The sequence below is a fragment of the Seohaeicola nanhaiensis genome (assembly GCF_042654245.1).
Lineage (GTDB): Bacteria > Pseudomonadota > Alphaproteobacteria > Rhodobacterales > Rhodobacteraceae > Seohaeicola_A > Seohaeicola_A nanhaiensis.
In genome coordinates, this window is sequence record NZ_JBHSGI010000032.1 from 12,929 (window position 1) to 26,002 (window position 13,074).

At 62.1% G+C, this 13,074-nt stretch carries 11 protein-coding genes and 1 pseudogene; 4 read left to right on the top strand and 8 right to left on the bottom strand.

Annotated elements, in window-relative coordinates; genetic code table 11:
• Positions 1-31: 31 nt before the first annotated feature.
• Together ACFO5X_RS20890 and ACFO5X_RS20895 are read right to left on the bottom strand one after the other, a co-directional pair.
• A complete protein-coding gene (locus ACFO5X_RS20890) occupies positions 32-226 on the bottom strand; it encodes a hypothetical protein (RefSeq protein ID WP_380720844.1) in 195 nt (64 codons plus the stop codon).
• A 427-nt stretch (positions 227-653) separates the two neighbouring features.
• Entirely contained in the window at positions 654-1,151 is a 498-nt protein-coding gene (locus ACFO5X_RS20895) for a hypothetical protein (RefSeq protein ID WP_380720847.1), read from the bottom strand.
• 85 nt (positions 1,152-1,236) lie between these two features.
• Here ACFO5X_RS20895 and ACFO5X_RS20900 point away from each other — a divergent pair, with 85 nt between their 5' ends.
• Positions 1,237-1,356 carry a twin-arginine translocation signal domain-containing protein gene (locus tag ACFO5X_RS20900; protein WP_380720850.1) on the top strand — a complete coding sequence of 40 codons (120 nt, stop codon included), beginning with the start codon at positions 1,237-1,239 and terminating at the stop codon, positions 1,354-1,356.
• Between the two features lie 279 nt (positions 1,357-1,635).
• Here the strand turns inward: ACFO5X_RS20900 and ACFO5X_RS20905 are convergent, their stop codons facing one another.
• On the bottom strand, positions 1,636-1,953 hold the full coding sequence (locus ACFO5X_RS20905; protein ID WP_380720853.1) for an H-NS histone family protein: 318 nt from the start codon (positions 1,951-1,953) through the stop codon (positions 1,636-1,638).
• Positions 1,954-2,062: 109 nt separating this feature from the next.
• On the bottom strand, positions 2,063-3,814 hold the full coding sequence (locus ACFO5X_RS20910; RefSeq protein ID WP_380720855.1) for a DUF262 domain-containing protein: 1,752 nt from the start codon (positions 3,812-3,814) through the stop codon (positions 2,063-2,065).
• Positions 3,815-4,040: 226 nt separating this feature from the next.
• Between ACFO5X_RS20910 and ACFO5X_RS20915 the strand changes: the two genes are divergently transcribed.
• Entirely contained in the window at positions 4,041-4,316 is a 276-nt protein-coding gene (locus tag ACFO5X_RS20915; RefSeq protein ID WP_380720858.1) for a helix-turn-helix domain-containing protein, read from the top strand.
• Positions 4,317-5,042: 726 nt separating this feature from the next.
• Here ACFO5X_RS20915 and ACFO5X_RS20920 read toward each other — a convergent pair.
• On the bottom strand, positions 5,043-5,591 hold the full coding sequence (locus ACFO5X_RS20920; RefSeq protein WP_380720861.1) for a hypothetical protein: 549 nt from the start codon (positions 5,589-5,591) through the stop codon (positions 5,043-5,045).
• Between the two features lie 705 nt (positions 5,592-6,296).
• Between ACFO5X_RS20920 and ACFO5X_RS20925 the strand changes: the two are divergent.
• Both ACFO5X_RS20925 and ACFO5X_RS20930 read left to right on the top strand, forming a co-directional pair.
• A pseudogene (locus ACFO5X_RS20925) lies at positions 6,297-6,439 on the top strand (integrase core domain-containing protein); the annotation flags it as partial.
• 253 nt (positions 6,440-6,692) lie between these two features.
• Complete coding sequence (locus ACFO5X_RS20930) at positions 6,693-6,929, top strand: hypothetical protein (RefSeq protein WP_380720864.1); 237 nt, start codon at positions 6,693-6,695, stop codon at positions 6,927-6,929.
• 45 nt (positions 6,930-6,974) lie between these two features.
• On the opposite strand, the gene ACFO5X_RS20935 is transcribed toward ACFO5X_RS20930, so the two are convergent.
• The 3 genes from ACFO5X_RS20935 to ACFO5X_RS20945 all read right to left on the bottom strand — a co-directional run bounded on the left by ACFO5X_RS20935 (position 6,975) and on the right by ACFO5X_RS20945 (position 13,018).
• Positions 6,975-8,909: an acyltransferase family protein gene (locus ACFO5X_RS20935; protein ID WP_380720867.1), complete on the bottom strand. Its 1,935-nt coding sequence runs from the start codon at positions 8,907-8,909 to the stop codon at positions 6,975-6,977.
• 2 nt (positions 8,910-8,911) lie between these two features.
• A complete protein-coding gene (locus ACFO5X_RS20940) occupies positions 8,912-10,099 on the bottom strand; it encodes a glycosyltransferase family protein (protein WP_380720870.1) in 1,188 nt (395 codons plus the stop codon).
• 87 nt (positions 10,100-10,186) lie between these two features.
• A complete protein-coding gene (locus ACFO5X_RS20945; protein WP_380720875.1) occupies positions 10,187-13,018 on the bottom strand; it encodes an HAD-IIIC family phosphatase in 2,832 nt (943 codons plus the stop codon).
• Positions 13,019-13,074: the final 56 nt, after the last annotated feature.

A 13,074-nucleotide genomic window follows, 5' to 3' on the forward strand; every position in this document is an offset into this window, starting at 1 on the left:
AACGGTCGATAGTGGAGCACCCTGAGCAGTGCTAACCTTTAGGTGCGGGCTCGAAGGGAAAGCAGATCAAGCTGGCTTGACTACGTAAGAGGCTTGGCCTTTCGGCGCAGGCAAGTCCATCCGTAGCTTGTCCTTCGCCGGCTGTTTTCGGCTTCTCGGCGTTCTGAAGAGCCTTGAGCAAGGCATGAACAGTCATCCGGTCAATCTGGGTGGTCGGTTTGGTCATAGTTTCCTCCTGTCAGCAGAATGAACCGAAATGGTTAACTATCGCTTAAGACCCGGAGCGAGGTACCCCCGGATTGTTATCAGCCAGTAGAGTAGTCGGACTGAGACTGGGTTGATCGGATTGTTCCTATCTTATTTTTCTCTCAGTCATTAAGACAGCCCTGGCAGTTCGTCGGTCTCCGCTTCTCCCCAGCCTTCGGCTGGGCGCTCCGACCGCCAAACTGCCTCCTTGTGATGGAAGGAACTCGAGGGGCAGGTGTATCAAGCAATATATACGATTGTAGTACCGGCGCTCCCAAGCCCCTCCACGCGAATTACGGATAAATACATATTTTTCAGATACTTATATAGGGAATTTCGAGACTTTTGCGTGACGCTTCCTGTCACGAAAGGCAATCTGCAATGGCGCCTCTGGGGAACTTGCCGCGTTAGCGAAACCGCTCTTTGTAACGCTCGAAGAACGCATGCACGTGCACCATCAAGGCCTTTGACCGATAGGCCTCCGAAAAGTCATTCTTGACGGCATAGCTGGCAGCTCCGCGGAAGTGCGTCTCAGCTGGGGAATACTCCATAGGGTGACTGCCGATTCGGGTCAGAAGTTGGAAGTGAACTGTCTTGGGATCATCTGTGCCAGCAATCTTGTAAAATTTAGGCCGTAGCTTCGGGATTACATTGCTCATGAACGGGTGAAGGGCTAGCGCGTGTATGTGTGGCGCCGTCAAACCTCCCGCCTTGTCCTGCTGTTCAATGATAAACATGAACTCCGCATCGCGCCCGAGTACTTTCTTGAAAGCTCTGGAAACAACGCGCTTGATATCCTGAACAGATTCTCTTGTGAGCAATCCCGTGACCGTATCCCTCACGACATAGCGCGGATCAATTTCCCTGACCGTAATCTGATAACCATTCGCAAGCTTCGCCGACATGCCACCGCGCGAGTCCCGTAGGATTCGAAGACGATCAGAGAGCGCAGCGGAGGTGACCACGTATTGATCTGGTTTAATAAGCTCTTTGAAGCGCGCCTTTGGTCGCAGACGCTTCATTCGGCGCTTATGCGCAGCGTCTGCAGCTTTTGCCTTGGGCGACCTCGCCATGCGGCCTCACCAGTCCGGTTCGAATTTGCTGGCCTGACGTAAGAAGGGCCCTATGGCATTCAAGGGCGATGATGGTGTCAATTCCATCATCATAGCTCAGTCATGAGGACAGCGGCTCGCCGAACTTGGGAAAGCTCCCGGATGTCCCGAGATCATGACGAACCGGCTTTCATGATGATGCTGGGACGGGTCGATCAGTCCTTGTCGATCCGGGTGAAGGCCTGGAACCTCATGGGGCAGCTCCCTGCCGCGGCAGGGATGTTGCTCGCCGTTCCTGCCAGCAGGTGCAATCTGCGGGACCAGTGGTGTTCCTGCTCTAGGTGATCTGCAGGCTCTCTTCGGACACGCCCGCGTCGATAGCCTCCTTGTACCACTTGGGCTGGCGCCCCATGCCTGTCCACGTCAGCTCAGAGTTCTCCGGATGGCGATACTTGGGCGGTTGTTTGGGACGCGGTTTCTTCAATTGTCCCATGAGTTCCGCCAGCGAAAACCCATGCGTTTTCGCTGCATCTTGTGCAGCCGCGAGCGCTTGATTGCGCCTGCGGGCTTCGAATCCGCGGATCGCGCGTGAAACGGTCTTCTGGAGGTCTTTCAGTTCTTCGAGGCTCATCTCTTCAAGGTTCGGCTTGGTCATTCAAATCTCCATTTTCTCTTATTTTCAACATTCTGCTATCGTGCACCTTACCAACAATCAATGCTCGTGAGTGGCCGAAAGTTTCAGAGAAATCGCTGAGGAACAGCGGTCATTGTGACAGCGCCATCAGCCTTTGTCGTATCAACTGCTCCCGGCTGCGGACAAACTCGGGCAACATGGTTGGCATCCACAGGTCGGGTGCATCCTCTATCAGGTGTCGGGCTCGATAGTCATCGCTCCGGCTGGTGATCCAGGAGTCAAACGGCAGATCGTTCTTTTCCAGGTTCTCCTGGCTGGGCAGCAGCTGCAGATTGCCCAGCCTGTTCACACTGTTGGTGATCTCGCGGATCCGCTGTTCCGGTAAATTCATTCCCATCAGAACGCGGCGCTCTGCCCTGGCTTTCGGAATGATGTGATCGACATGGTAGACTGTGCCATTTCCATCCAATCCGTCATATAGCAGCGACAAGACCAGGAAGGTCTTGGCCTTGCCATATCCCAGTTCCAGCAGTTCCTGGATGGCTCTCTCATCAAGCCGCGTCATCCGCCCGCCGATTGCCAACGCGTGATAAAGGTCCGCTTCGGGGAAGTTCCTGCTGGTTTGTCTTGTCTCCTTCAGGGTAGTGCGTGCGACCGAAATGGTTCTGTCCGAGGTCCCGGCAAAGACACCCATCAGGAGGCTGTTGATGAGCCACCGCTGGGCCGCCTGGCCGTTATGACGGTCGAACTCGGAAGAGCCGTGTAAGGTGACGTTGGGGGTGTGAAACAGGAACCAGGCGATGGGCAGCACGGCGTTCAACGAGGTGAGGTTCTCCGCGGTGATCCCAATGCAGTTCAGGAAGCGGAAGGTGCGCTCGATCGCATCTTTGATGGCCGGCCAGTTCCGTTCGATCTCGGTGATCGATTGGGCTGTAAAGTTGGACACGTTGTATTTGACGTCGAAGTCGCACAGCACCAGGCACGCCTTGAGCACGAAGTCCTTGGAGATCTTGTTTTCGTGCCCGAGGCCGGTATTGACGTGCTCCACGAAGTTGGCCATCGCGTCGCGCGCGGATCCGTTCACCCACCGGGAGGTGATCATCGACATCATGAGGTCGGACTTCGACAGCTTGGTGCCGGCGTCGTTGGCGCGCACGAAGATGTCCAGCACGCGATCCAGCGAGCGGCTGGTTTCGGTGTAGTAGTTGACGACCTCGTCGGTCCAGATCACCTCGTGCAGGCGCCGCAAGGACGAGGTGACCAGCTCGCGTTCAAAGGCCGTGACCCCATGGTGCAGCTTGCCCAGGGTGGCGTCTATCAGCTCGTCGAGCTTTGCCTCGGTCCGGTAGTTCAGCATGTCGCCCAGCCTGAACCAGTGATGGCGATGGTCGTTTCGTGGCGGAAGCGTATGGAACCGCAGGCCATAGCTCACGCCCAGGTCAGCATCCTCGTCCTCGTAATTCCCTGCGGGATCCTGAAGCAGATCCAGGTAGAGGGTCATTTCCGACCAGGCATCGGCATTGGAACGATGCTTGTATTTGGCCTTCTCCGCGAAGGTGCCCCGCAGGGCGATCAGCAACGACGTGATCCGCTGCTGGCCATCCAGCACCAAGGTGACCTCTCGGCCGTCCGTGGAGGCGGTGGGGTTTTGCATCCCCGGCTTCCAGTTCTCGATGAAGGTGTAGATCTTGAGATCCCGCTTCAGGTCTTCGTCTACCGCCCAGAACATGAATGAACTGATCGGATAACCCTTCATCAGCGAGTCGATCAGGGTGATCACCTGATCCGTATTCCAGACATAGGGTCGCTGGATGGCCGGCAGGAAATACCGGGTGTTCACATCCGCGAGGAGGTTCCCGATCGTGATTGTGGCGTAGCTCATGCGGCACCTGGGGTCGTCAATGGCTGCCTTGACCCGATGATGTCAGGCAAAGCGAGCGCGGTTTCGGTTGATGGGGGCATGCGTCTTGCCGGAGTTCAGCCGGGAGACGCGGGTCGTGTAACAATGTCGTTCTGCTCGCAATTCTTCCGCAGGGAGAAATCATCTTTTCGCCAAACCAGAACAACTGTTCGTGGTGAGCTGTCAACCCATGCGGGATGGCTAACGCATGAACCGGCAGAACGAACGACTTGTGGCAGCCTTTGCCATCGTGCTCGCCGAACTGCGTGAACAGGCAGGGCTGACCCAGGAACAGCTTGCCGAACGCGCCGACGTATCCGCGCGGTTCATTTCCTTCCTGGAAAACGGTCACCGACAACCGTCTCTTTCAGCGCTGTATGCGCTGAGCAGAGGGATGGGTATCCGGATGCGGGACTTGGTGGATACTCTCGAGCGTCACTATCACACTACAGATGCGTCCGGTCGCACGGATGTTAATACCTAGAGATGGAATTTCGGCGAGCCGTCGCTTCGGGTGATGTCCCCCTTCTCAATCTGAGAGAGGGAATGTCGGCTCGATAGATAAAACGAGCTTTCAAGGCAAAAGCAGCAACACTTGGCTTAGATCGAAAGTTCCCCGCAAACAGCCTTGGCAGTTCGTCGGTCTCCGCTTCTCCCCAGCCTCCGGCTGGGCGCTCCGACCGCCAAACTGCCCCAGTTTGTAGAGATACTCTTTTGGGGTCTTTGCGTCGTTTTTCCGTAGGATGGAGGAGGCGGTTCCGGGTATGCGCTCGTTGGCTCGCCTCTGGCTCGCCGTCTCGCAGGGACTCCTCCCTTGACCCGCGCCTGCGGCGCTGGTCTTCGGTCGTCGTCGAGGCGCGCTTGTCGAGGTCGCTGCTGCGCAGCTCCTCTCCCTTCGCGCCTCGAGCGGCCTTCGGCCGCATTTTTGTATTTAGGTTAGGTTAGGTTAATTCAATTTAGGTTTTGTTGCTTCCCTGGATTTGCCTGAAAGATCACACTGCGCCGTCCTCTTTCAGGCAAAGAACTACACATCACGTCAGGTTCTCCTGACATGTGCAAGCTGGGCGAAGAACGCCTGACTGCTCACTCCGCAGGGCGCAGCCCCAGCGGAAAGAACGACGCGCACAGGGTTTCCCATGCGTTGCTCGGATAGCCAACTATTTGGAATCAGGGAGGCGCTCGGCGTCATTGCCTTACGTTTATGGGGCCCTTAAGAGGTATGGAATTCCTTGGAGGTAATGAAAGAGGCTTGGTTGTCCGTGAAAATCTGTTCTTTCGTGGCATAGAACGCCAATCCGTCCGGTGACGATACTTCGCGGATGACACACGTCCCGGACGGGATGACACGTTTCCAGTGCCAGTTCAGCAAGTGCTCCAGTTGTCTTTCGTACGTGGTGGACCGAATGAGATGGTCATTGATCGCTCTGTCCACACGCTCTGGGTAAAGATCTGCAGAAAGACGCCAAAGAAGATGCCAATGCCTGTTGAGTTCGTGACCTTCCGGGTAAGCGACCCACTCGCAGCGCAGATGCCGCATGCCAGCTTCTTGCCAACGCTTGCCGATGAGGTCACAGTTCACGTAGGCATCCCAGCGACGCAACAATGCGTGTGCGTCGCTCCCGCGCGTATTGACACCACCGCGGTCAAACCTGGCGGGCCGGTGGGGGTTCAACGTGACGAAGTGGGTAGATCGCTGAGCGAGAGACTTTGCCCAATCAGTGGTTGCCTGCGCAATTTGGATGCGGTTGGAATAGGTCATGGCATCGCGCTCACGTCTTGGCCGGCAAATCGGCCCGCCGCGCGGCAAAGGGGAATGTCAGCGTATCCCGTTCGTTTCTCAGATCGACCAGCTCGAGAGGAATTGAACTCCGAGCAGAATGGCCGTTGGTTTCGGTAGGCGCCATTTGGACCCGGATTGCATGACAGCGATGCTCTGCATCGAAGATAGTAGGACGCGGCACTGGTTAAGGACCCCGATTGGACTAGGTCGATATAAGGAGCATTCAGACTGGATCAAGGCGGCTGCCCGCATATCCAATCGCCATATGGGAATCATCTTTTTCGATTACAAGAATGATTGTTGGGGGCCCTAAACCTTTCCTTCCAGAGACAATCAGGAAATTTGTTGGGAATGACGCTCCACAACCGGGGTGCGGATCTCTGGGTTGGTCTTACGAAACACATCTCCGAGGAGTCAGCTTATTACCAAGGCTGAGCATATCTTGGTTTCAAGTTTTCTATCGGTGCCGCCTGTTCGACCTCAGCATCAGAGCCTCCTCGACGACCTGACGCTCTATGCCCCGGGTTCAGTGGCGGTTGACCGGGACGGTTTCGTAATCCTACACCGGGACGCGGAGTCGCGCATTCCGTGACAGGTAGTGGGCTTGCCGGTGGGGCACGTCGGCAAGCCGCTTGCCTGCCGGCCGTGGGAGGTCCGTCGCTGCCGCCAGCGCCGCCTTAAGAAATGTTCGCCAACCTGCGCCATGCCCTCGGCCTGATCGCGGCGTGGCGTGGCGTGACGATTACAACCATCATCGACCCCACACGAGCCTCGACGGGCTCACCCCGTGGGAGTATCATCAACGGTCGAAAGAGGACCAACCCTGAACAGGGCTAACCTATAAACGCGGGCTCCAAGGGGAGCAGGAGACCCTCTCAAAAGACGACGTGATCCTGCATTAAGAGTTGCGCTTGTCCCGCGAGCTCCTCCGCAACGGATGGAATAGGCTCTATCCTGCCGGTTTACGGAGACCTCAACTATCGCAGACCCGCCTACGACGCCGGGAATTTCTCGTCGAAGGCCGGCGATGTCGTCTATGACGGTGCCTTATTCGGGCGGAAGCTGTCACCGATCGAGGCGATGCTCGTCAACGTGAACCGGAACATGATCCCTCCGCGCGACTTGGCCTCCTATACCTTCACGAGCCTGAGCGGCCGCGACCTGACCGTCTCCGGGGAAGGACGGGATCTGCTCGACAGAAGCTACCGGCTTGCGAAAGTGCTGACAGAGGCCGAAGCGCAGAGCGGCGCGCGACGATCGCGGCTCAGGACGCTGGCGCGGAAGATATACTCGGCCGGTCAGCGCCCCGCCTCATAGCCACCGCGGGGGATGGCGACCGGCGCGGCACAGGGGATGGCGCCCTCAATGCGCCGTGCGCATGGCGGAGAGCACCGCCGAGCGCTCAACCAACGCTTCCCCGACATAGCGCGAACCGGGGATATTGAGATGGTAGGAATCCCGGAACAGCAGAGTATCGCCGCGCCGCATGCTGCAACTTTCCGCGTTGCAGAAGAGATCCGCGAGCCGGACGTATTCGGCCCCTTCCCGACCGGCGACCGTCCGGAAGATGTCGTCGTAGAGCGCCTCGGTGGCTTGGAATTCCGAGACATCCATGTCGCATTTGCCCGACGATCCGGCATTGAGCGAGAAGGCGCAGCGATAGGGCGGGAACCAGAAGCTGGGCGTCGCGCCCACGATCACCACGGTCTTGCCCCGAACCCTAAGCCAGCGGATCGTCTCGGTTAACTCGCCCTCGAGCGAGCGTCCTTCCGCCAACAGCTCCGGGACCTTCTGCTTGTAATACATCGTTAGCACGACCGTCCTTAGGTCGGGTTGCGCGGCGAGCGTTTCGAAGATCAGGTGCGACTCGGGCTGCGCGATCAGTGGAAGCGAATGATTGATGTAGAAGACGATATTGGCCTGCGGCAGGTTTTCGGCGAGCCCCAGGAACAGATGCTCGGCCATGGAATCCCCGATCAGGGCGACCTCGGGGGCGCCGGGGCGGGACTGGAGGCAGCGGAGATAGCCCTCGTATTCGGCCGATTGCTGCGCGAAGGATTCGGGCGTGCAGCGCAGATAGGTATCGGCCACCTTGCGGTGCATCGGCAGATGTCCGACCTCGCCCTGGCTGATCAGGGCACTGCGCACCAGGCGTCCGTCGAACCCGTTGGCCAGATGGATTGTCAGGCCAAGGGCGGCGAGGGCCGCGAGCCATGCCCCGCTGGTGCCCAGAAGGGGCCAGCGTCCGAGGAACCGCCGGTCGCGGAAGGGAGTCTCGACGAACCGCCAACTGAGCCAGGCCAGCGGCAGGCAGAGCAGGCTGAGCGCGGCCATGAGCCATGGGGACGGTGCGCTCAGGCTCTGGTATCGCGCAAAGGCGAAGAGTGGGAAATGCCAGAGATAGGCGCTGTAGCTGATCAGCCCGATGCCCACCAGCAGGGGCTGTGCAAGCAGGTGGTGGACCAGCGTTCCGGGCCGCGCGCAGAGCAGGATCAGGGCGGTTCCGACGGTCGGGAACAGGGCGTTGAACCCGGGAAGGGGCGTGGTCTTGTCCATCAGCAGGACAGATCCGATCAAGAGCCCAAGACCGGCCAGGCTCAACCCCTGGCGGAGCGCCTGCGCCGCCCTGCCGTCCTGGACCAGCGGGGCGGCGGGCACGAGGGCGCAAAGCGCGCCCAGCAGCAGTTCCCAGGCCCGTCCGGGCAGCAGGTAGAAGGTGGCGGAGGGGGCAGCGTGCACGCCCCACTGGGCCAGCGCCAGGCTCAGGACCGAGAGCAGGACCAGGACGGCCGCAACCCTTGCGCGCCCCCAGTGCCAGAGCCCGGCCAGCAGGAGCGGGAACAGGATGTAATACTGCTCCTCGACGGCGAGGCTCCAGGTGTGCAGCAGGGGCTTGAGTTCGGCATTGGCCCCGAAATACTCCGCCTCCTGCCAGAACAGGAAGTTCGACAGGAAGGTGGCGACCGCGATCAGGCTCTGGCCGAAATCGACGAAATCCCGGGGCACGAACAGGATCCCTGCGACGGGAAGGCAGAGCAGCGACACCAGGAAGAGTGCCGGCAGGATGCGGCGGGCGCGGCGTTCGTAGAAGCCGATCAGGGTGTAGCGCCCGGCCGCGATGTCGCGCACCAGGATCGAGGTAATCAGGAAGCCGCTGATCACGAAGAAGACATCGACCCCCACGAAGCCGCCGCCGAAGGCCTGGAAGCCAGCATGGAAGAGGATGACCGGCACCACGGCGAGCGATCTCAGCCCGTCGATCTCGGGGCGGTATGTGACCGCGGATCCCGCCGCCAAGGTCAGAGCAGCCCCGCCTTGCCGAGCACGGTCTCCAGGCGATCCAGGAAAGCCGTGCCGGAGAGCGCGTGCAGCAGCCGCTCGCGGGCGGTGCTGGCCACCTGCGCGCGCCGCGCCTCGTCATCGAGATAGGGGGCACAGGCCTTCCCGAGATCGGAAAAATCCCAAGCGAGGGGCACATAGGTCTCGTGGGGAACAAAAAGGTCCGGCCAGGTCTCGACATGCGACATGTCCGGCTTGACCAGAAGGCTGCCGCAGAGGATGGCTTCGAAATCGCGCCAGCAGAGTTCACCGAAGCCGAAGGGACTGACCGTGAGGCGGGCGCGGAGCATCTCGCGGTAATATTCGGCCTGCGACACCCGGTCGGTCGGCGCATGCAGGGCCCAGCTGCCATTCAGCGACTTAATAGTCTGCACGGCCGGATCGCGCAGGCCGAAGGTCCAGTGCGTCGGCGGGACGCTGGCGCGGCAGAGGATGTCGATGTCGCGCGGTCCGTCCGGCAGCGCGGCGCCGATATCCGTGCAGAGGTCGTATATCTTGTCGTCCTGCGCGATGTTCCAGCCCAGCAGGATCCGGGTCGCCTGCCCGTCGTCCAGAGGCGCGGTGGCGGGCGTGTCGTCGCTGTCGAAGGCGACCCCGAAGGTCCGGGCGACGTGGTCGGTCAGGTTGGATTTGCCGATGAAGCCGCGCCGATAGGCGGCGGGATCGGACAGGCGGTGTTTCTTGATATAGGCATCCGCCATGTCGAGCACGGCGGGCCACTGGACGCCCTGATCGTCGTCGCCGTCGAAATAGAGGGTGCGCGCGCCCGCCTCCTGCGCCACGGCGAAGAGCCTGCGGGCGAGCGCGACGGCCTCTGCCGCCGGTGTCCTGAAGGACAGCTTCAGCCCCACGGCATGGCATCCCTTCAGATCTGCCGCCTTTAGATCGCGGATCGCTGCAGTACCCGCCAGGACGAACACCAGGCCGAACCGGGCGGCGATCTGCTGACGATGGCGCAGCAGTGGGGCGAACTGCTGTTCGCTGGTATAGGCAAGACCGTCGCTGAACAGCAGCACGCGCCGGGGATGCCGGCCTCCCAGCCGGGCCCGCAGCGCGGCGAGCGCCGCGCCGCCCACGCTTCTCTTCAGCGCCCGCCCCAGCCGCCGGGAGGTTCGGGTGAAGGTCGAGGGAACACCGGCGTCATGCATGCTGTTTCAATTCCCGTCGCTCCGCGGGCCATGGCTGTTCGATGGCTGCGGCCAGAGATACCATAGCGCCTCGGGGCGGGACACCGGTCACCCGCCCTGCCCCGCCACCGCGGCCTTCAGGTCTTTGAAGGTGCTGATCTCGCCCAGACGCTGACCGGCGATCTTCACGTTCAGCGCCTGTTCGATCTCCATGGCGAGCTTCAGGTGACCCAGGCTGTCCCAGCGCTCGACCGTGTCCATGCTAGCCACCGACAGGTCGGCCTGCGGGTCGAGCCCAAAGGTGCGGCGGAACACGGCCGCGAGCCGGGTCTCGAGCTCGGGGGAGAGGACGGCGCCATTGACCGGGGGCGGCGGAGCAACTGCCGTCTGCGCGGGTTCGGATGTGGGCTTTGCGACCTGGTCCGGGGCGGTCGGGCGATCGCCGCCGGCTTCTTCGTGTACGGTGAAATAGCCGGGCACCTCGGGCACCCCGGCCGCCAGATCCTGACGGTAGAGGCCGCCCTTGCCCTGCTCGATGGGGCTGTCGATCCGGGCCAGCCCGCTCTTGGAGAAGACGTCGCGCACCGGCGTGTTGCGCGGCGCCTCGATCACTTGGCCGACCAGCGCGGTCGCGCCCTTCGCAGCCACCTGCCCGGCAGCCCAGGCGACGATGGCCTGTTCGACGGTGCGGCCCAGGATGCGGCAGCTGAGCAGCAGGCTGTCCACCCACCACTCGCCGTCCCGGGCATGGCTGGTGACGGCGGCGTCCTGGGAATAGGCGGCGGCCATCGTCGTGCCCGGGCGCAGCACGATGACGCCCATCAGCTCGTAGGGGGAATGGCTGTCGGAGACACCGATCGCATGGACCTCGCCGCCCTCGGCCTCGATCCGCGCCAGCGCCGCCGCATCGTGCCGGCGCAGGGTCGCGTTGAACTGGTTGGTCTTGGCGAAGAGCTGGAGCACGCGCTTCTGGTTGGTCGCCCCGTAGCGCTCGAAGGTGAGGTGCATGTCGAGGTCGCGGTAGAAATCCTCGATGTTCTGGAACTCGCGCTTGGCCGCGGTGATCTTGGCGCGGACGCTATACTGCCGGGTGCGCTTGAGATCGCTTTCGGTCAGCTCCAGGCATTCGAGGAAGGGATTGGCCAGCAGCCAGCCGGCCAGATCCTCGGGCTTGTCGGGGAAGGCGGGGACGATGATGCCGGGAATGTTCTTGCGCACCTTCTCGCGCTCGACCGGGTTGTCGTCGATGAACATGGCATTGGCCGAGCCGAGGCCGATCTCGTCGAGCATCTCCTGGATGCCGATCGCCTTCTCGGTCCAGCCGATGCGATGGGCGACGATGTCGTCGAGCCGCAGCGCCATCTCGGGATGTTCCGAGATCATCCGCAGGGCCAGATCCTCGTCGTTCTTGCTGGCCACGGCGAGGGCGATGCCGCGCTGGGTCAGCGCCTTGAGCGCCTGCTGGAAGGCGCGGTAGGCCGACCCGGGATAGGCGCCGCCGATCTCCAGCCCCTCCATGCCGTCCTCGCCCAGCACCCCGCCCCAGAGCGTGTTGTCGAGGTCGAGGATCAGGATGCGGGCGCTCTGGCCGCGCAGCGACAGCAGGCCGCCTAGCACGCGCCGCGCCAGACAGGCCCCGAAGGCGGTGCCGAAGGGCACGCGGCCGAGATGCCAGAAGGTGCCGGGATCGGCCTCCTTGCGGCCGACCTCGGCGATCATGTCGGCGGCGTCGAGCAGGTAGGTGTCGGGATGCTGCGCAACTTCCTGCGCCAGCAGCGCATTGGCGCGGGCCAGCAGCGCGGTCTGTCCGCGCGGGCTGGCGGCATCGGCGAGACCCAGGGTCGAGCGCCCGAAGGCGGCGAGGCCCAGCACGAAGACCGGACCCGAAAGCCGCGCGCGGGCGCTGCGGATCAGGTCGAGCAGCGGCTGTAGCGCGCCGTCGAGATAGGCGTCGCGGTCGGCCTCGGCGAGCGACAGGGGCGCGGCGAAGACATCCTGCAGCAGATCCTCGGCCCGTTCGGCGATCAGCGTGGCCATCGGGCCGTCCCCGCCCGCGCCCAGCAGGTCGGAGCCCTCCTGCAGCAGTTCCGTGCGCGCCTGTCCGAAGGGCGGCACATGGGGGGCGATCGCCAGCCCGTAGGCCTGGGCCTGTTCGGTGAAGGTCATCGCCAGGTAGTCGAGGTTCGCCGAACCCAGCAGCGCGATGGTGCCGAGATCGCGGGTCTCGGCCAGCATGGCCTCCTGCGGCGCCGCGGAGGGTTCGGGCGCGCGCGCCTCCGGGGCCGCCGCCGGCATCGGCGGGGCGGAGGGGGCCGGTTCTGCGGCAGGGGCCGCGGCGGGGCGGGCCATCGCATAGATCTGGGCCGGGTTGCCCATCACCGTCGCCCCGGCGGGGACATCGGTCAGCACCAGGGCATTGGCGCCGATCTTGGCGTTGGCGCCGACATAGACCGCGCCGGCGATGCAGGCCCCGGCGCCGATGTCGACGCCGCTGGCGATGATCGGCAGCTCGTCATTGCGCCAGGTCTGCCCCACCCCGATCGTGGTGTTCTGGCGCAGGTGCACGTCGTCGCCGATGGCGCGGGCGCCGATGATCATGCCCGAGTGATGCCAGAAACGGACCCGGCGGCCGATCTTGACGGTGTACCAGAGCGAAATGCCGGTCATCCATTCGATCAGCTTGAACAGGATACGGTAGATCAGGGTGGCGGGCGCGCGGATGATCTTGGGCTGACCCATCCGCCAGTTGCCGAAACGGTGCACGAAGAGCGCCCAGAATCCCTGTTCGAAGATCTGTCTGTCATGGGTGCGGAAGTCTTCCGCCACGAGGGCCCAGAAGCCGATCCCCTTCGGGTTCTCGTTGCGCCGTCCGCGTTCGGAGACAGGCGGAATCGCCATCTCCCGTTCCGCGCGGTGATAAGCCTCCGAACCTTGGGACATCACATATAATCCTGTTTAAAATCGGCAAATCCGCTGGGCCGGGATGTACTGCACGC

Excerpts from the sequence above, each read along its gene's own strand:
- ACFO5X_RS20890 (WP_380720844.1), bottom strand. The coding sequence starts at position 226 with ATGACCAAACCGACCACCCAGATTGACCGGATGACTGTTCATGCCTTG.
- ACFO5X_RS20895 (WP_380720847.1), bottom strand. The coding sequence starts at position 1,151 with ATGTCGGCGAAGCTTGCGAATGGTTATCAGATTACGGTCAGGGAAATT.
- ACFO5X_RS20905 (WP_380720853.1), bottom strand. The coding sequence starts at position 1,953 with ATGACCAAGCCGAACCTTGAAGAGATGAGCCTCGAAGAACTGAAAGAC.
- ACFO5X_RS20910 (WP_380720855.1), bottom strand. The coding sequence starts at position 3,814 with ATGAGCTACGCCACAATCACGATCGGGAACCTCCTCGCGGATGTGAAC.
- ACFO5X_RS20915 (WP_380720858.1), top strand. The coding sequence starts at position 4,041 with ATGAACCGGCAGAACGAACGACTTGTGGCAGCCTTTGCCATCGTGCTC.
- ACFO5X_RS20920 (WP_380720861.1), bottom strand. The coding sequence starts at position 5,591 with ATGACCTATTCCAACCGCATCCAAATTGCGCAGGCAACCACTGATTGG.
- ACFO5X_RS20930 (WP_380720864.1), top strand. The coding sequence starts at position 6,693 with ATGCTCGTCAACGTGAACCGGAACATGATCCCTCCGCGCGACTTGGCC.
- ACFO5X_RS20940 (WP_380720870.1), bottom strand. The coding sequence starts at position 10,099 with ATGCATGACGCCGGTGTTCCCTCGACCTTCACCCGAACCTCCCGGCGG.
- ACFO5X_RS20945 (WP_380720875.1), bottom strand. The coding sequence starts at position 13,018 with ATGTCCCAAGGTTCGGAGGCTTATCACCGCGCGGAACGGGAGATGGCG.